Raw genomic sequence first — 18,317 nt, forward strand, 5'->3', positions numbered from 1 at the left:
CCTAAAGCTAAAAGTGTTTCTGTCGGGGAGTCAGAAAAAAGCAAAGTGCCATTGCGAATGCGCAAATCGAAAGCCCTAAAGACTCCCGGGCTTCTTCAATGGCTGGAGAGCGTTGCATGTCAAACAGAATTCCTTGGTATACAAGAGGCCACATAGCAACTCCCGCAACTCCGAAAATAAGAAACGCCACACCAAACACCCAGCGGGGAAGCTTTTGCCAACTCGCCATTCCGCACAGCACCGCTGCCGACAGATATACCGCTATCCAAACCGCTGGGTCAGGGTCATTCCACTGCAGCGCCGCAAAGACCAGAAACATAAGGCAGAGCAAAATCAGAGAGAAGAAGCGAAGTTTCATAGAGCTATTTTATTCGGAAGGAGTACGGTTTAAAGGATTGTGCTAAAGTAAAGATTTTGAAGCGTCGGGCAAATGCACATCTTCATAGAAGCGTATAGATGATATGGCTAACTATATTTACCTCATTCGCCACGCCAAGCCCATCATAGACAAATCGGGTTTTTTCAGTAAAGCGCAGGCGCAGCAGTATTTAAAAGATTATCACCTGGCGGAAGTAGAGGAGATTTTGGAGCGTGATGAACATTTGCCCGCGGGCAAGGTCAGAAAGGTTTTAACAAGTACCTTACCCAGAGCCAAGGCAACGGCTAAAATGTTGTTCGGCAATGATGTGGAACTGGTGGAAGATGAAATGTTCAGGGAATTCGAGAACCGCATCTGGGGCTTACCTATAGGTAAATTCCCTCTGGCCTGGTGGCAGGTCACCAGCCGAGTGCTCTGGATGCTGGGGCTGAACCAAAAAGAAATAGAGAGTTTTATACAGGCCAAAACACGAGCAGCCCAAGCGGCCCACCATTTAGCCCAGGAAGCCGAAAAAGAAAGAATAGCCGTACTGGTAGCCCATGGATTCTTGAACCAGTTTATTAAGCGCTCTCTTCGCAAGCAAGGTTGGAAGGTGAAGCGCAATGGTGGCCGAGGCTATGTGGGAATTACCATTCTCACCAAATAAAGACATAATCCTTAGCAGCAAATCCGTGTTTTGGACTTGTTTTCTTGTAAATGGGTTAAAAACGGCAATAGTACCTTAGCTATGGCGCAAGCGTCCGCTTGTGTCCGCACGCACTCCTGATCAAGTTATACACAAGCTGACGCTTGTGCTATATAATGCCTTATCTACCCAAAGTTATTTCCTGCAGGTACTGAATGTGAAAGCCTGATGATGCTCTACTGGCTCAAGTGGATTAGTACTTTCTGTCATTTTATCCGTACATCTCTCTACCAAGGGCTTGACCTTTGAGTAAAAATGAACCTCAGAACAAAGAATAATTATGGCGAAGGAAAGTAGAATACTGAAGGCAATGTACGCAGTAGTGAAAGACCAGGAAAACAAAAGCGAACAGCCCATTGATGCGGCGGATATCTCTTCCAAAACACCAGGTCTTTCTTTTGGCGAGATTGAGCAGGAAATGCGGGACCTTCAAATCAAGAAATTGTTGGAGCTGGACTATGACCAAAATGGTCACCTAGTCGGCCGCCTGACAGAGGAAGGTTTGCAAGAAGCCGAAAAAGCGTACAACCAATAAGTGGCAAATCTGGCTTAAAAGCTTGCAGCTAGAAAAAGCTAAAGCTGCCTTAGCTTGTGCTTTTGACTTATTTTCGGAAAATCAGCCCTAAAACGGCGAGTATATTAATAGGGGAATGGCTGTTTCTTCTTAGGCGCCTTACGTGCCGATGAGGCTGTATAGCCCCCATCATACAGCCGCCCAAAATTGATCTTCAGCTTCTCCGGAAAGTCTGCCAACTGGCTGCATTGGGTTTGTTCCAGCGCCCGTAACGTAAGCTCGGCACAGGCCAGAGAGTCTGAGGCGGCGCGGTGGTGGTGGAATTTTATCTGGTGCCGGTTACACAGCGATTTTAAATCATACTGCGGAAGCCCCTGCCACACTTGCTTACTGAACTGCACACTGCAGGCATAGTTCAGTTCCGGAAACGGCAGTTGGTAAGAGGTAAGCGTGGCTCTAAGCACACTCATGTCAAAGCTGGCGTTGTGGGCAATGACCAGCTGGTTCTGCAGCAAAGGCTTCAGCTCTTGCCACAGCTGGTCAAACTCTGGCGCATGTGCCACCTCCTTCGGCTGAATACCATGTACCGCAATGTTAAAGCTGTTGAAGTACGGGTATGATTTTGGTTTTATAAGCCAAGCTTGGGTGCCCGTAATCTGCCCGTTCTGCACAAAGGTCAATCCAACTTCACATGGGCTGTTTCGTTCTGGGGTGGCCGTCTCAAAATCAAGGGTAATAAAATCCATCTGCTACTTCTTTACTACTGCAAGTTACAACTGTTCTGGCAGACGAAGTTTAGTTTTAGAGAGGAACGGCTAAGAAAAGTAGGAGAGATGCTGTTTTTGACCTGTTTTAGGAAAATAAGGCTGAAAAGAGGTAGCCAAAAGAAAGCTGATCTTTCCGAGCGTAATCTCCAAATGAAAGCTTCAAAATAAAAAAAGCCACTCTTTTTAGAGTGGCCTTAGGTGCTGTTGGTGGCTTGATTAGTTCAGCCTAATTGGATTAGCTACCTTTTTGAAATCCAAATCAAGAAAATCAGCAGCAGACAAGGCCTCTTCTAAATGTTTTTTTCCCTCTTTTCTGATAGGGTACAAACATCCGTCTTCATCCAATACAGCAATAGGGCTAACCTCGGGTAGCACCTTCAGGGTGGTTTTGGCTAGTACCAGCGTTTCCTCTTCTAAAAAGGCAGGGGTACCGTTTCGGGAATAGATGGCGTAATGCATGAATTATTTTTTCGTAAGGTTCTGTTTACGGCGTTGCAATTGCTTGGTTATCAATATCAAGAAAAAAGTTAAACTTTTATTGATACCTATTCTATGCTTGTTTTAAGAAGGAAATATCTTCTTTAAGACTCGCTTTTTTGCCTGTTCATCATAGCTAAGGCTACCAGCCCGGCACCAAAAAGAATGGAGCCTGCTACAAAAGCAAAGCCTGCCGCTACTATGTCTCTCATCTGGTAAGACCATAAATAAACAAAGCAGATCAGCATTCCGAGCAAGCCGGAGCCCATAGAAACAACGGATATTGTGTTTATGAACGCCTTAAAAGAATCTGGTTTCATGGCTATGCAATAAAATGGGAGAACGGATATTGCTGAAGTTGTTACTCATCTGGTGGTTGCTTCGTATGAAGATAGAAAAATAACCCACAAGAGCATGAGATACAAACTGACCTATAATGAGAACATGAAACACCTGCACATTTTAAAAGAAGGTGATGACATGGCAGACTATGAGGCTATTACAGACTGGTTGCCGGTAGAGGTGCTGGATGAGTTCAAAAGAGAGATGAACACTTTCTACCCGGGGCTTGATGTTTGCAGTCCTGTGACTGCACCCTCTTCATCGGAAATGAAGATGCGTTGGAATGAATTTATGAAGCGGTCAGATAAGAACAACGCATAGCTGTAGCATAGATAAGTGAAACAAGAAAGCCCCACCGCATTGCGGTGGGGCTTTCTCAACTAAACATTTATTTAAATTATTTCACTTCTTCGTAGTCAACATCGGTAACATTGTCACCGCTGCTAGTAGACTGCCCGCCACCGGCTTCTCCGCCTGGCTGACTGCCCATGTCAGCACCAGGCTGTCCGCCTTGGCCTTGGGTGGCGTTGTACATCTCCTGAGAGGCAGCCTGCCAAGCGTTGTTGATGTTGGTCATGGCGCTGTCAATAGCGGCTAGGTCCTTAGACTCATGCGCTTTTTTCAGGTCAGCCAGAGCACCTTCAATGGCAGTTTTGTTTCCGGCAGAAAGTTTGTCACCGTACTCGCTCAGTTGTTTCTCCGTCTGGAAAATCATAGAGTCAGCTTGGTTAACTTTTTCTACCTGCTCTTTGGCTACGCGGTCAGACTCAGCGTTGGCTTCGGCCTCTTTACGCATTCTTTCAATTTCCTCTTCAGATAAACCGGAAGAAGCCTCAATTCTGATTTTCTGCTCTTTGCCGGTGCCTTTGTCTTTCGCAGATACGTGCAAGATACCGTTGGCGTCAATATCAAAGGTTACTTCAATCTGCGGAACGCCACGTGGCGCTGGCGGAATGTCTGACAAGTGGAAACGACCGATGGTGCGGTTGTCGCGGGCCATAGGGCGCTCACCTTGTAGTACGTGAATCTCCACACTTGGCTGGTTATCAGACGCGGTAGAGAAAGTCTCCGACTTCTTAGTCGGAATAGTAGTGTTAGACTCAATCAGCTTGGTCATCACGCCGCCCATGGTCTCAATACCTAATGAAAGCGGAGTTACGTCCAAAAGAAGAACGTCTTTCACTTCACCGGTCAATACACCACCCTGAATAGCAGCACCAATGGCTACTACCTCATCTGGGTTCACACCCTTAGAAGGTTTCTTGCCGAAGAATTTCTCTACTTCTTCCTGAATTCTTGGAATACGGGTAGAACCACCTACCAAGATTACTTCATCAATATCAGAAGGCTGCAAACCTGCATCTTGCAAAGCTTTGCGTACCGGCTCCATTGAACGACGAACCAAAGAATCGGCTAATTGCTCAAATTTGGCGCGGGTTAATTTACGCACCAAGTGCTTAGGTCCGGTTTGGGTAGCGGTAATGTAAGGCAGGTTGATCTCCGTTTCAGAAGAAGACGAAAGCTCGATCTTGGCTTTCTCAGCGGCTTCTTTTAAACGCTGAAGTGCCATTGGGTCCTGGCGAAGGTCCATGTTCTCCTCAGCCTTAAACTCGTCAGCCAACCAAGCAATGATTACCTGGTCGAAGTCATCACCACCTAAGTGCGTGTCACCGTTCGTAGACAATACTTCAAACACACCGTCGCCTAATTCAAGCACCGAAATATCAAAAGTACCACCACCTAAGTCGTACACGGCAATTTTCTGGTCAGCGTGTTTTTTATCTAAACCATATGCCAATGCGGCGGCGGTAGGCTCGTTGATAATACGTTTTACATCAAGGCCAGCAATTTGTCCGGCTTCTTTCGTAGCCTGACGTTGCGCGTCATTGAAGTAAGCTGGAACGGTAATAACCGCCTCAGTTACGCTGGTACCCAGGTAGTCTTCAGCGGTCTGCTTCATTTTCTGAAGCACCATGGCTGAGATTTCCTGCGGGGTGAACTCACGGTCACCAATTTTCACGCGCACGGTGTTGTTGCTGCCAGATTGCACGTTGTAAGAAACGTGCTGCGTTTCGTCTTTTACTTCAGAGAAGCCGCGGCCCATGAAACGCTTGATAGACGCGATGGTATTTTGTGGGTTAGTGATAGCTTGACGCTTGGCAGGGTCTCCCACTTTACGCTCACCGTTCCCGTTGTCCAGGAATGCCACGATGGACGGAGTAGTCCGGCGGCCTTCGCTGTTCGGAATCACCACTGGTTCGTTCCCCTCCATTACGGCAACGCAAGAGTTGGTAGTTCCTAAGTCAATGCCTATGATTTTTCCCATTGCTATAGTTTTATTTAAAGTAGTTCCTAATTCAAACTTGTTTGCTCTCTTATTAACAAGACATGTGCCAACGGCATCAAACCTGACATTTGTGACACAATGTCATTTTCAGGAAAGCCGAAAGATTTTCTATACGAACATTCGGCAGAAGGTGACAGACAAGGCTGCGCTTTTGGCGGAATTAGTGCTGCGAGTTCGGCCTGTTTTGGAATGGTAGATCTGAAATGCTTTTGAGGAAGTTCCTTCTCCGTAAGGAAGAAGATTAGGATGAGGTAGGGCGAGGCTGAAATGGTAGAAGCGGTGATTGGAAGAAATAAAGAGGAAGGCTGCAAGTAAAAGCCATAGCCACTGGTTGTCCTTTCACCCTGACCCTCTCCCCAAGGGAGTGGGGATTACGTTTTTGGCTTAATTTTAGAAAAATAAGCCAAAAACAGATTTATCTGCGCTTGTACGGCCGCTGGTAAGTGTTCACTGGCTTTGCCAGCCCTTTTAACTGCTTTACTTCCTCAGGGGTAAGCTCACGGTAGTCGCCAAGTTGCAAGCCTGTTAAGGTTAAGGTGCCAATAGCTACACGCACCAGTCTAAGTGTAGGGTAGCCTACGGCAGCGGTCATTTTGCGTACTTGGCGGTTCATGCCCTGGCTGATTTTAATTTCTACCCAAGACGTGGGAATGTTAGCACGGAACCGGATGGGCTTAGAACGCTCCCAAAGTTCTACTTCGTCTAAAAGCCTTGCCTTGGCCGGAGTGGTTTTTTTGCCTTGGATTAAAACGCCTCGCTCCAGTTGACTTAAGGCTTCGTCAGAGGGTGCGCCCTCTACCTGTGCCCAATAGGTTTTTTCTACCTTGAATTTTGGGTCAGACAGCCGGTGCTGGAGTTGTTTGTCATCGGTGAGGAGCACTAAGCCTTCAGAGTCATAATCTAACCGGCCTACAGGGTATACGTTGGGCACGGGCACGAAATCTTTTAAAGTCAAACGGCCTTGCTCATCGGTGAACTGAGTAAGAACTTCAAAGGGCTTGTTGAGGAGGAGGTACTTCAAGTTGATAAGCTAAGTTTTTATTTATATCTACTTTTCCGGCTGAAATTCAAGCCCGCAGTTGCTACAGGTATACTTGTTCTTATTCAGAAAAGGCAAGACAATATTGAGTAAAACACTGAGGGCATATCTGAACCGGTTGCTGGTGTTATAGGCGTAATTGACTTTATGTGAGCCACAACGGGGGCAGGTAATGGGCATCTCCAACTCATCGGTGTAGGGTAAGTCTTCTACGCTTTTTAAAATAGCCTGGGCCTTTTCGGCATCACTGGCCAGTGTTTTCAGTTTAATACCGCCCACGGTAATATTGTACAGCGGGTTTATAGAAACTACGTTCTCATCAAACAAGAACGACAGAACGCCCTCGCTCTCCAGCTTATTTTTGGCCAGGTGCGCGTCTATGGAATTGCTAAACCGGGCAATGGTCACTAGTTCGTCTTTCATTCTTTTGGCTTGGGAGGAAGGTTATAAGCTGCCATAGAATCTTCTCAGTCCCCATTCGGTACAAGCTAGAGCCAGAAGCACCAGATAGAACCATGACTGCTCCAGTAAGTCTTTTTCTTCTTCCTTGGTTCTTAAAATGGCTTTGAAGTCTTCTTTCAGCAAGTCCTGCTCCAGTTGATCCAGCTGATTTGGGTAATAGAGGCTCGTTTCGGAGCGCTGAGCTAGTTGGCTCAGGAGTTCATGGTCGGCCACGGCCATAGTGGCTTCCATGTTCTGTTCCTGTACCACAAACTCTCCGTTGTCAGTATAAGTCTGGTTGTCTACCCGCGTAGAGGCGTTATAGCGGTACACACCGGCAGGCAAGGTTCCTAATTTTAGTCCTTCGCCGCCTTGCTCATGCCTAAAGCGGTGGCTTGTTTGCTTGTCATTTTCATGGGTGAGGGTGAAAGAAATAGTCTGTCCGTAAATTTCCTCCTGCACCGCATTAAAAACATCGGCCTGAAATGCCACGCCTTCTGATACTTCAAACTCATCTTTAATGGGGTACACGTGCAGACGTTTCTGGTTTCGGCGGTTGGCTAATAACTGAACCATGTGCGTCATGAGCTCGTCATAAATTTGCGCGGTGCCGTGGTCAGCGGCTTCGGTGAGGCGCCATTGCCAGGAGCCATCAGTGAGAAGCACTGCCGAGGGCGCCGGAGCAGACGGCTTGTACACCAGCAGCGGTTTGGTGGTGCGTACGGTGCCCACCTGCTGGTAGAGGATCACCTCTGCCGAGGGAGCCAAGCTCCACTCGCCAAAAGTAACCGGTGCCGGTGGCCAGGCTGTGATGCGGTTCTGAGCAATAGGTTCGGTAGAGAAGCGCTGGAAGGAGCTATTCAGAATTGGCTGCACTTCGTCATACTGAGTGGAGGAGCGAGGCAGGGCAACCCCTGCCTGCAAACTGTTAAATGAATTGTAGTCGGTTTGGGAACCCAGAATGTAAAGACTTGGCACGTTGGCCTGCCTTAAACGTCTGAGCCAGTCTGTGCCGGTGCCGTTGGAGTTAGGTATCTGGTGCAAAACGGCGGCATCATACGATTTTTTGAAATTAGGGCTTTGAAAAGGGCCAATTACTACCTCAACCTCCAGCAGCGGATTGGTGATCAAGGCACTTCTAATGGCCTTAATGTCTGGGTGCGGGGCGGCCGAAGCCAACAAGATGTTCAGTTTGCCTTTCACAACTTCCAGATAGGCATGACGACGGTTATTGAGGTCTGTGAACTCTCCCTGCAGCGGCTGCACCACCACTTCATAATGCTTTTTGCCCGGTGAAGGAGCAGAAACCTGGAATGAAATTTCTGCTTGCTGGCGGTTAGTGAGGGCAACTCTTTTGCTTTGGATGGATTTACCGTTTTCCTGCAGCTGCACGTTCACGGTTGAACCTGCAAAACCAAAGTGGCGCAGCTTGGCCACCACCGGAAAAGTAGTGCCTGTGTAGTTAATGCGGTTATACTGCACTTCCTCCAGCACCACATCACGCTTGGGAACGGTGTCACCCAAGGCCACGGGATAAATACTGGTGCCGTACGATTGAAAAGTTGGGGTAGGGCCTTGGTTATGAATGCCATCAGAAAACAACACGACCGCCGCCAGATTTCGATTTTTGTACGCGTTGCTGCTTTTAGAAAGGAGCGTGTGTAGGTTGGAGGTAGAGGCCGTAAAAGAAGTGCCGGTCAGTTTGGCTATAGTAGAATCAGAGTTCTGTAGTGTCTGAAGTTCTACATGAATACCCTGCTCGCGCAGCCTGTCAGCCAGTTGATCAGTTCTTTGCAGAGTTTGCTGTAGCTGTGGCTCCGGTGTAAATAACTGTACAGACTGTGAATTATCCAGCGCCAGCACTACTGTTGGTTTGATCTCTTCCTGCTTTACATGCCGGGTATAAGGCTCTAACAACAGAAAGCAGATAAGGGTGACAAGTGCCGCGCGCAACGTAGCTAATAGCCAACGCAACCAAGTAGGCCAAGGTCCGCCTTTTCGGTACAGAAACCAGGAAACGCCAATGCCCACCGCCAAACAGAGCAACAGGTACCAGGGAGAGTAAACAGTATGTATTTGAAAAGACTGCACAGATTGTTCGTTAAGACATCGCTACGAAGTAGCAAGATAGAAGATGACTGACAGAAGACATAAGACTTTTATTCTCAACTTACCCAAACCGCAGGTTATTGTCTTTGAATCTGTTTTGGCTCTGTTTTTCTTAAAACTGGGCCAAAACAGAAGAGCCGAAGCAGAGGACTAGACCTCTACCTCGGCTTCTAATATTTCTAATTCTTAATTCAAAAATTAGGTCAACATTCCGCCATCTACCTGCAGGGTCTGGCCGGTAACGTAAGTAGAAAGGTCAGAGGCTAAGAATACGGCAGCGTTTGCCACGTCTTCCGGTTGGCCTCCGCGCTTCAACGGAATAGCTTTTCTCCATTCTGCTACAGTGGCAGCATCTAGCTCATCGGTCATGTCGGTTTCAATGAAACCTGGGGCTATGGCGTTACTGCGGATGTTGCGGGAACCTAACTCCAAAGCCACTGATTTGGTGAAACCAATGATACCCGCCTTAGATGCAGCGTAGTTGGCCTGTCCGGCATTGCCTTTTATACCAACCACGCTGGTCATGTTGATGATAGAGCCGCTTTTGGCGCGCATCATGTGCTTGGTGGCCGCTTTGGTCAGGTTGAAAACAGACTTTAAGTTGGTGTTGATCACGGCGTCCCACTGCTCTTCGCTCATGCGCATCAAAAGTCCGTCTTTAGTAATGCCGGCGTTGTTTACCAGTACATCCAGCTTGCCGAAGTCTTTCACCACATTTTCCACCAGTTGCTCGGCCTGGGCAAAATCAGAGGCATCTGAGCGGTAACCTTTGGCCTGAATGCCGTATTCGGCTAACTCCTGCTCCAGTTGCTGTCCTTTTTCTACACTAGACAAATAAGTGAAGGCCACATTGGCGCCCATTTCGGCGTATTTTTTGGCAATGGCCCGGCCAATACCTTTTGAGGCGCCGGTTACTAAGGCAATTTTTCCTTCCAGTAATTTCATAGGTCTTCTTTAATAAGCTCGCATTTACAACACTCGCGTAGCCAACAAAGCCCAAAGATAATAAAAGATACTAATTGCCTGCCGGGGAAGAAAAACATGGAAAGTATAATGAGCTAGTGGCCGTTTTAGGCTTAATTTCAGAAAAGCAGGCCCAAAACGATTCGCTCTGCCAATTTACTTGCAATACCGCTTTAAAAGATCATTGGCGGCCGTTATGCCTAATTCAGCAGCTTTCTCCCAGTCAGTGCAGGCGCCTTTTTTGTTTCTTTGATTGTATTTAAGCAAACCACGGTTGTAGTAGGCTTCCGCCATGTTGGCGTCTAGATTAAGAGCTTTGTCATAATCTTCCAAGGCAGGCTTGTATTTCTTCTGGCGTAGTAGCAGGTTGGCTCGGTTCAGATAGGCAACGCTGTAGTCGGGCTGTAGGGTAATGGCTTGGCTGAAGTCAGCAATGGCGCCTTTGGTGTCTCTCAGGCGCGCTCGGTTCAAGCCCCGGTTGTTGTAAGCTTTGGCGTACTCGGGCTGGTACTTTATGGCCAGATCATAATCAGCAATGGCTGGTTTGTATTGTTTGCGTTGCCATTTAATGTCTCCTCTGAATTTATATGATTCGGCATCAGAAGGCACCAGTTCTATGGCTTGGCTGAAATCAGCAAAAGCTCCTTCGTAATCTTCCATCTCATATTTGGCCACCCCACGCAGGCGGTACAAGCTGCCGTCAGAGGGGCGTTTGGCAATGGCGGCGTCATATTCCCGGACTGCTCCGGGGTAATCATTCTTGCTGGCTCTTTCCAAGCCCTCGCGGTAATGGGTTTTGGCCGTATTACAGCCGCTAAATTGTACGAGCAAAAGCAGCAGTGCCAAAAATCTAACGGCAGTAAATGAAGAGGGAATATGTGTAAAGGAGTAGAGGAAACGCATTTTTAACTTCTAAATGAATTGATGCTACATACTCCTTTTTGCTGAATATAGTTGTAGGTAAATATAGTGCTCCAAAAGAAAAAGGCCGGTAGCACTGCTTTTGCGTACTACCGGCCTCTAGTGAAATCTGGAGCTTAGGCTGCGAAATGTTCGTTTATGACAGCCGTTACTTTTTCTTCTGATAAAGGTTTGTTCAGGAACCCGGCCACCTCAGGATAATTCCTTAGCTGCGTCAAGTCTTTTTCATTTGTAGACGTGGTGAGCATGGTGATCACAGGCTTTAAATTCTGCAAGTCCTGGTTGCGGAGTTTGTCTAAAAATTCAAATCCGTTCATCATGGGCATATTAATGTCCAGGAAGATCAGAAGTGAATCGGTTTCGCCTGATTTTGACAGATTGTTGAGGTAACGTAAACCAGCTTCTCCCGAAGGAGAAACTTCTACATGCTCTGCAACAGCCAGTCTTTTCAGCAGCCTAGAGTTCAAAAAGTTGTTGACATCATCATCGTCAACTAAAAGTATATGTGAGATAGAGGGCATTGTGGTCAAAGATAGGGAAATGTGATTCAGGATAAGAGGCAATTCAACCGAAGCAAGGGAAAATAATTTTAGACTTTCTGATATTTACTATTCTGTGAAATTACCTTTCTTTGATTCTTCTTATTCCTGTATTAGTATGAAACAGAATTACACGCCACTTTTGTTCCTCTTATTTTTTTGTTTAACGGTAAATCTGTTGCTGGGATGTGTGCCCCAAGCACAAACAGTATCTACAGGTTCAAATGCGGCAACAGGGCAAGGAGGTAAAACAATTGTGTATTTGGTGCGGCACGCTGAGAAAAGTACTGAAAACCCGCAAGACCCTGCTTTATCGGCAGAGGGACAGAAGAGGGCAGATGATTTGCTGCAGAGATTAGTGAAAGAGCCGGTTCAGGCATTGTACGCCACAAAGTACAAACGAACCCAGCAAACACTACAGCCACTGGCGCAGGCAAAGTCACTGCCCGTGCAAATCTATGAGGCCAGCGATTTTGCAGGTTTGGCTCAAAGAATCAAAGACAATCACCAAGGCCAAACTGTGGTAGTGGCAGGTCATTCCAATACAGTGCTGCCTATTTTGGAGGCTTTCGGAGTGAAAAAGCCCATTCAGCAAATAGAGGATCACCAGTATGATTTACTTTTCATAGCGACGCTGCAGGAAGGAGAGGTCATCGACTTGGTCATGACTTCATTTGGTGCACCTAGTTCTAAAGCCACAAACAACTAATAGCTATAGTTTTCCGGCAGGTTGCAACATCAATTTTATTTTTAGCCCAGGCCGTTTTAGGCGTGTTTTCAAAAAATCACGCCTAAAACGGCTTTAGCTTTTAAGTGAGGTGATACCCGTAGTTATTTCTAGCACTGAGAACATAGGTTACAAGGCATTGTGCCTAGTTTGAAAAAGCCTTAACTCTTTACAATCAGGCTCGTTTCAAGAGTTGATAGTCTGTTACATCAAATTGAATAGTATGGCTGAAGAGATAAATACCCCAGAGCAGCAAGACCCTAAAGACCAATATAAGAAACCTCCGTTTCCGAAGCAGGAGCAGGAAGTACCAGGTTCAGATGCCGAACTGACTCCTAAAGCTGACCATGGAGAAGAAACCTACAAAGGTTCCGGTAAACTGTCCGGTCGTAAAGCAATTATTACCGGCGGAGACTCAGGCATTGGGCGGGCGGTGGCCATTGCGTTTGCACGCGAAGGAGCTGATGTACTCATTTCTTATCTTAACGAGGAAGAAGACGCCAAAGAAACAGCTAAATGGATAGAGCAGGCTGGCCAAAAAGCTGTACTAGTTCCGGGTGACATAAGTGACGAGAGCCATTGTAAGAAAATTGTGCAGCGGGCGGTTGAGGAGTTCGGTCAGATTGATGTACTGGTGAACAATGCCGCTTTCCAGATGGCCAGAAAGTCGCTTCAGGAAATTCCGAGCGAGGAGTTTGACCGTACCTTCAAAACCAACATCTACGCCATGTTTTACCTGTGCAAAGCCGCGGAGCCGCACATGAAACCGGGCAGTACTATCATCAACACTACCTCAGTCAACGCTTATAAACCTTCGCCTTTGCTTCTAGCGTATGCCGCTACCAAAGGAGCTATCCAGAATTTTACAGCCAATCTGGCCCAGATAGTAGCGGAGAAAGGTATACGTGTGAACTGCGTGGCTCCCGGCCCTATCTGGACGCCGCTAATCCCGGCTACCATTCCGCCAGAAGAAATAGAGTCCTTCGGAAAAGACGTACCCCTGAAGCGCCCAGGCCAGCCTGCCGAATTAGCTGCCGCTTATGTACTGCTCGCCTCCCAAGACTCCAGCTACATGACCGGCTCCACTATACAAGTTACCGGCGGAACACCTACGATTTAGTTCTGAGTCGCGAGTCTCAAAAATTAAAACTAGTACCGTACCCTCCTTAGCCTAACCTGCGGGAGCGGGCAACGCAGTGCCAAGGGCACGCAGGCGCTTAGCGGGAGCACGAGATACAGGTTCAAGTTAGCAGTAGCCACTTCCGCTATGGAACAGTACAAGCTGGCCAGGTGGTAAATTAACTGAAGCCCATACTGTTTGAGCGGCAGCGAGTTTAAGGGCTTCTTGATTCTTTTGGTTACTTTTCTCATTAAGGAGAAAAGTGACAAACCTAAGCAGGGAGAGAGGCAGACTGGAATAAGGCAGAAGCAGTGGTGGGAGCAAAAGCAATATAGGTTTTTGGTGAGAACACGCAACAACGGCGGAGGGTAAAGCGGTGGTGGGAGTAAAATATCTGGTAGAATACTGCATCTTCGTTAGATCCTTCGGCTAGCGCTCAGGATGACCGTAAAAGAGAGGGATCTGGAACAAGTGGATCTACTGGTGTAAACAACCCCCTTGCCCTATTCAAAAGGGGAGTTTCTGCAGAGGAAAGTAGAAGAGCGATGATAGTTATAAGTTGAAATTAAAATTCAGAAGGTGTTTTAGGTCTGGTTTATCAAAAACAGACCAAAAACGCCTTCTCTTGTATAAACTTGGCAAAAGCCCTTTTATGATGTAGCTTTGCCAACGTAAACCTTACATCCAGACACATGGCATCACAATACGATTTGATAGTGGTGGGCAGCGGCCCGGGCGGGTATGTAGCCGCCATCCGCGCATCGCAGTTAGGTATGAAAGTAGGCGTGGTAGAGAAAGCTGAACTTGGCGGAATCTGCTTGAACTGGGGTTGTATCCCAACCAAAGCCTTACTGAAAAGCGCTCAGGTTTTTGAATATATCAAGCACGCCAAAGACTACGGAATTAACGTGGCCGAGGCTTCTGCCGACTTTGGGGCGGTGGTGAACCGCAGCCGCGGCGTGGCTCAGGGCATGAGCAAGGGAATTCAGTTCCTGTTCCGCAAAAATAAGATTGACCATATCTCTGGTTACGGCAAACTGAAAGGCAAAGGCAAGTTAGAGGTAACTTCTGAAGACGGCAAAGCTCAGACCATTGAGGCAAAACACATTATTCTGGCCACAGGTGCCCGCTCACGCGAGCTGCCTAACCTGCCTATTGACGGCAAGAAAATCATTGGCTACCGCCAGGCCATGGTGTTAGAAAACCAACCTAAGAAAATGGTGGTGGTAGGTTCTGGCGCCATTGGCGTAGAATTCGCCTATTTCTACAATGCCATGGGTACTGAGGTAACCATTGTAGAGTTCCTGCCCAACATTGTGCCGGTAGAGGACGAGGAAGTGTCTAAGCAGCTGGAGAAATCTTTCAAGAAGTCAGGTATTAATGTGATGACTTCTTCTGAGGTGAAGAGCGTAGACACCAGCGGCAACGGTTGTAAAGTGACTGTTAATACCGCCAAAGGCGAAGAAGTGATTGAAGCCGATGTAGTGCTCTCTGCTGTGGGTATTCAGACAAACCTGGAGAACCTTGGTCTGGAAGAACTAGGCGTGAAAGTAGAGCGTGGCCGCGTAGAGACTGATGATTTCTACCGTACCAATGTAGAAGGCCTGTACGCTATCGGTGACATTGTAAAAGGCCCTGCCTTGGCACACGTTGCCTCAGCCGAAGGTATTATCTGCGTGGAGGCCATTGCCGGTCATCACCCAGAGCCGCTAGACTACAAAAATATACCAGGCTGTACTTATTGCTCTCCAGAAATCGCCTCTGTGGGGTATACTGAGAAAGAGTGTAAAGAATTGGGCCGCGAGATTAAAGTGGGTAAGTTCCCATTCTCTGCCTCAGGTAAAGCCAGCGCCGGTGGCGTGAAAGACGGTTTCGTGAAAGTAATCTTTGATGCCAAGTACGGTGAGTTCCTAGGAGCCCACATGATTGGTGCCAACGTAACCGAAATGATTGCCGAGGTAGTAGTAGCCCGTAAGCTGGAAACTACTGGCCACGAAATAATCAAAGCTGTGCACCCGCACCCAACCATGTCTGAAGCAGTGATGGAAGCCGCCGCAGCCGCTTATGGTGAAGTGATTCACTTATAAGTAACAGCTTATTTATATTGTAAAGGCCCGGCATTGTCCGGGCCTTTCTGTTTTTGGCCCGTTTTAAAAAAATAGGCCAAAAACACTTCACCTATCAAATAGGTTAGTTTCATGGGTGTAAGCAGTAGGTTGAATGAGGGTATTCAAATCTTAAACAGGCTGCTCTTTTTAAACCTTTTTACATTCCATCTGTCCAACCTTACATTCTTGTTTCTGGCACGTCAGCTCGATAACAAGCAGAAGATTACTTTTTAGTACCAAAGCTTTTCAAATCCGTTATAAGTAAGTCGGAGCTTTTAAATTTTGAGTAGATATCTTGATGAAACTTTTTTTCCCCACACTTTACTTTTCCATCTTCCTTTTCTTTTGCAACAGTTTTGCCTTTGCCCAAAACAGAGTACAAGGCAAAGTATCAGGTAGATTACTGGATGCTACCACCAAAGCCCCTTTGGGTTATGCCACGGCTGTCTTACTTACGGGTCCAGATTCTACCATTGTGGCCAGTGCCATGGTAGACGGTGACGGTTCTTTTGTACTTCAGCCGGTAGGTGAAGGGCGGTACACTCTCAGGCTGTCATTAGTTGGTTTCGCCTCTAAATTAATGCCTAATGTTAGGGTGAGCGCGGCAGTGCCGAATGTAAATCTTGGGTCGGTGACCATGGGAGCCGCCAGCACACAACTAAAAGCAGTAGAAATTGTAGGTGAGCGGGCACAGATTGAATATGGGTTGGATAGACGGGTATACAATGTGGGGCAGGATCTTTCCAGCGTGGGCGGTACCGCTGTAGATGTGATGCAGAACGTACCATCCGTTACCGTAGACCAGGAGGGTGGCGTGAGCATGCGCGGAACATCCAACATTACCATTCTTATTGACGGGAAACCCTCTGCCTTGACTAGCATGGGGCTGGAGCAGATACCTGCCAGTACCATTGAGCGTATAGAAGTCATCACCAATCCATCTTCCAAGTATGACCCAAGCGGAACAGGTGGGGTGTTGAACATCATCCTGAAAAAAGAGAAGCAACAGGGTCTGAATGGAGTAGTGTCGGCTAACGCCGGTATGGGCGGCCGTTACAATGCCTCAGCTAATCTTAACTACCGTATTGGGCGGCTGAACCTATTTGGCAACTATGACTTCCGGCACGACTTCCGTCAAGGTGAAGGAAGCAGTTTCAGAACCATATTCCGGGAAAGCGGCAATATTTATCAAGAGCAGCAGTCAGTGAGTAAGCGGACATTCGGGAATCAGAACTTTCGGTTTGGGGCAGACTATCAACTTTCAGAAACGCAGAGCCTGACAGGTTCAGTTTTGTACCGGCTGGGCTACCGTGAGGGCGAGGGGAATACCTTCTACCGATTTTTGAACACAGACCGAAGCTTAGACAGCACCTCCACCCGTACCTCCACAGGTTTTGAAGACCGCAACCTATGGGAGTATGCTTTGAACTACCGCAAAACTTTCGCCCGTCAAGGTCAGGAGTTAACCGCAGATGTGGTTTACAACGAAGAGCGAGAACCGGGCGAGGACGTGTTTGAACAATATTTCTTTAATTCAGAGGGAGGGCCAAGCACCACTATGCTGCCACTTCTGCAGCGAAACAACGCACTGGAGCAAGAGCGGGAGTTCTCTATTCAGGCAGATTACGTGCACCCGTTCAGTGAGAAAGGCAAATGGGAAGCTGGGTACCGCACCACCTTTGAACGCGAAGACGCTGACATTTCAGCTACCGACTTCAATCATGCCACCGGTGTTTTTGAAAATAACATTGGCCGCACGAACCACTTTATATATGATGAATGGGTGCACGCGGTGTACGGAAATTACGGAAATGCCTTCAAAAGCTTCAGTTACCAGATAGGTGCCCGCGTAGAGCAGACTGAGATCATCGCCGACCAGCGTACGCAAAAACTAAGAAATAGAAACAGTTATTTAAACGTGTTCCCTAGCCTGTTTCTGACCCATGAGTTCTCTGAGGAGCAAAAACTGCAGTTCAGCTATAGCCGCCGTATTGACCGCCCTGGCTCTCGGCAGTTGAACCCGTTCCGTGATATTTCGGATGTATACAACATCCGGCAGGGAAACCCGAACCTGAGTCCGGAGTTCATTGATTCTTATGAGCTGAATTACCTACGCTTCTGGGACCACACCACCGCCACAGCCAGCGTGTTCTACCGCCAAATGTCTGATGTGGTGCAGTCTATTCAGCAATTGTTAGAAGGCGAAGGAGAGGAGCAGGTAACCTTTACTACCTACCAAAACTTAGCCCGCGGAGAGTCTTACGGATTAGAACTAACGACCGGTGCCACACTGACACCTTGGTGGAAAATAAACGCCAACGCCTCGGCTTTCAAGTACACCATCTATGGCGGTGAGGCAGGTTTAGGAAACAACAGCCGTTTTAGCTGGACCAGCCGCCTCAACTCAAACTTCAACCTGCCCTATAAAACCGATGTGCAGCTTTCCATGAACTATCGGTCGCCGGTGGTAACGGTGCAGGGCGAGCGTTCTGCCTTTTACATGGCCAGTTTAAGCGCCCGTAAAGAAGTTTTGAAAGGCAAGGGCAATATTATTCTGCGCGTGCAAGATTTGTTTAACACCATGCGTTGGGACTCTTACACCTTTGGCGGCTCCCCAGAAAACAGAACATTTGAACAAACCAGCCGCTACAAACCGCAAAGCCGTATAGTATTTGTTGGTTTCAGTTACAGGTTCGGCAATAACAATAAAGCTGAACGTCGGGAACAGAACAGAGAAGGGGGAAGTGACGCCGGTATACCTGACCGCGAAGTAGGCGGCGGAGAGAATTAAGAATTAAGAATTAAGAGTTGAAGCCCTGTTTTCGGGCTACTTTAAGAA

18 protein-coding genes are annotated in these 18,317 nt (G+C 47.5%); 7 read left to right on the forward strand and 11 right to left on the reverse strand.

The features are described 5' to 3' along the window. Positions 1-7: 7 nt before the first annotated feature. The gene (locus A8O23_RS20410; RefSeq protein WP_066625759.1) at positions 8-358 is read right to left on the reverse strand and encodes a transmembrane 220 family protein; all 351 of its coding nucleotides are present in this window, start codon (positions 356-358) and stop codon (positions 8-10) included. 103 nt (positions 359-461) lie between these two features. Between A8O23_RS20410 and A8O23_RS20415 the strand changes: the two genes are divergently transcribed. Together A8O23_RS20415 and A8O23_RS20420 are read left to right on the forward strand one after the other, a co-directional pair. Further along, complete coding sequence (locus A8O23_RS20415) at positions 462-1,025, forward strand: histidine phosphatase family protein (protein WP_066625762.1); 564 nt, start codon at positions 462-464, stop codon at positions 1,023-1,025. 319 nt (positions 1,026-1,344) lie between these two features. Beyond that, on the forward strand, positions 1,345-1,599 hold the full coding sequence (locus tag A8O23_RS20420; RefSeq protein WP_066625768.1) for a hypothetical protein: 255 nt from the start codon (positions 1,345-1,347) through the stop codon (positions 1,597-1,599). Positions 1,600-1,703: 104 nt separating this feature from the next. Here A8O23_RS20420 and A8O23_RS20425 read toward each other — a convergent pair whose 3' ends face one another. The 3 genes from A8O23_RS20425 to A8O23_RS20435 all read right to left on the reverse strand — a co-directional run bounded on the left by A8O23_RS20425 (position 1,704) and on the right by A8O23_RS20435 (position 3,142). Further along, a complete protein-coding gene (locus A8O23_RS20425) occupies positions 1,704-2,324 on the reverse strand; it encodes a 3'-5' exonuclease (RefSeq protein ID WP_066625771.1) in 621 nt (206 codons plus the stop codon). A 237-nt stretch (positions 2,325-2,561) separates the two neighbouring features. Beyond that, positions 2,562-2,804, reverse strand: coding sequence for a hypothetical protein (locus A8O23_RS20430; protein ID WP_066625777.1), 243 nt, complete (start codon positions 2,802-2,804; stop codon positions 2,562-2,564). A gap of 122 nt (positions 2,805-2,926) precedes the next feature. Further along, the gene (locus A8O23_RS20435) at positions 2,927-3,142 is read right to left on the reverse strand and encodes a hypothetical protein (protein ID WP_066625780.1); all 216 of its coding nucleotides are present in this window, start codon (positions 3,140-3,142) and stop codon (positions 2,927-2,929) included. A gap of 94 nt (positions 3,143-3,236) precedes the next feature. Between A8O23_RS20435 and A8O23_RS20440 the strand changes: the two genes are divergently transcribed. Continuing rightward, complete coding sequence (locus tag A8O23_RS20440; RefSeq protein WP_066625783.1) at positions 3,237-3,485, forward strand: hypothetical protein; 249 nt, start codon at positions 3,237-3,239, stop codon at positions 3,483-3,485. Between the two features lie 76 nt (positions 3,486-3,561). Here the strand turns inward: A8O23_RS20440 and dnaK are convergent, their stop codons facing one another. The 7 genes from dnaK to A8O23_RS20475 form a co-directional block, all read right to left on the reverse strand. After that, the gene (gene dnaK, locus A8O23_RS20445) at positions 3,562-5,490 is read right to left on the reverse strand and encodes a molecular chaperone DnaK (RefSeq protein WP_066625785.1); all 1,929 of its coding nucleotides are present in this window, start codon (positions 5,488-5,490) and stop codon (positions 3,562-3,564) included. 436 nt (positions 5,491-5,926) lie between these two features. Then, positions 5,927-6,532 (reverse strand): pseudouridine synthase, encoded by a 606-nt coding sequence (locus A8O23_RS20450; protein ID WP_066625789.1) that lies wholly within the window; start codon positions 6,530-6,532, stop codon positions 5,927-5,929. 27 nt (positions 6,533-6,559) lie between these two features. Next, positions 6,560-6,973 (reverse strand): putative signal transducing protein, encoded by a 414-nt coding sequence (locus tag A8O23_RS20455; protein WP_066625791.1) that lies wholly within the window; start codon positions 6,971-6,973, stop codon positions 6,560-6,562. A 21-nt stretch (positions 6,974-6,994) separates the two neighbouring features. After that, positions 6,995-9,082 (reverse strand): vWA domain-containing protein, encoded by a 2,088-nt coding sequence (locus tag A8O23_RS20460; RefSeq protein WP_066625793.1) that lies wholly within the window; start codon positions 9,080-9,082, stop codon positions 6,995-6,997. Between the two features lie 216 nt (positions 9,083-9,298). After that, positions 9,299-10,045, reverse strand: a complete 747-nt coding sequence (gene fabG, locus A8O23_RS20465; protein ID WP_066625795.1) for a 3-oxoacyl-[acyl-carrier-protein] reductase — start codon at positions 10,043-10,045, stop codon at positions 9,299-9,301. Between the two features lie 174 nt (positions 10,046-10,219). Next, positions 10,220-10,966, reverse strand: a complete 747-nt coding sequence (locus tag A8O23_RS20470; protein ID WP_082883196.1) for a tetratricopeptide repeat protein — start codon at positions 10,964-10,966, stop codon at positions 10,220-10,222. Between the two features lie 134 nt (positions 10,967-11,100). Beyond that, positions 11,101-11,505 (reverse strand): response regulator, encoded by a 405-nt coding sequence (locus tag A8O23_RS20475; RefSeq protein ID WP_066625805.1) that lies wholly within the window; start codon positions 11,503-11,505, stop codon positions 11,101-11,103. A gap of 208 nt (positions 11,506-11,713) precedes the next feature. Here A8O23_RS20475 and A8O23_RS20480 point away from each other — a divergent pair, with 208 nt between their 5' ends. The 4 genes from A8O23_RS20480 (at position 11,714) to A8O23_RS20500 (ending at position 18,269) form a co-directional block, all read left to right on the forward strand. Then, positions 11,714-12,232, forward strand: a complete 519-nt coding sequence (locus A8O23_RS20480) for a SixA phosphatase family protein (RefSeq protein WP_161486777.1) — start codon at positions 11,714-11,716, stop codon at positions 12,230-12,232. Between the two features lie 241 nt (positions 12,233-12,473). Continuing rightward, on the forward strand, positions 12,474-13,370 hold the full coding sequence (locus A8O23_RS20485; RefSeq protein WP_066625809.1) for an SDR family oxidoreductase: 897 nt from the start codon (positions 12,474-12,476) through the stop codon (positions 13,368-13,370). A 692-nt stretch (positions 13,371-14,062) separates the two neighbouring features. Then, a complete protein-coding gene (lpdA, locus tag A8O23_RS20495) occupies positions 14,063-15,457 on the forward strand; it encodes a dihydrolipoyl dehydrogenase (RefSeq protein WP_066625813.1) in 1,395 nt (464 codons plus the stop codon). A 319-nt stretch (positions 15,458-15,776) separates the two neighbouring features. Then, a complete protein-coding gene (locus A8O23_RS20500; protein WP_066625815.1) occupies positions 15,777-18,269 on the forward strand; it encodes a TonB-dependent receptor domain-containing protein in 2,493 nt (830 codons plus the stop codon). The last annotated feature ends 48 nt before the right edge of the window (positions 18,270-18,317 follow it).

This window comes from Rufibacter roseus (genome assembly GCF_001647285.1).
In the GTDB taxonomy this organism is placed as follows: domain Bacteria; phylum Bacteroidota; class Bacteroidia; order Cytophagales; family Hymenobacteraceae; genus Nibribacter; species Nibribacter roseus.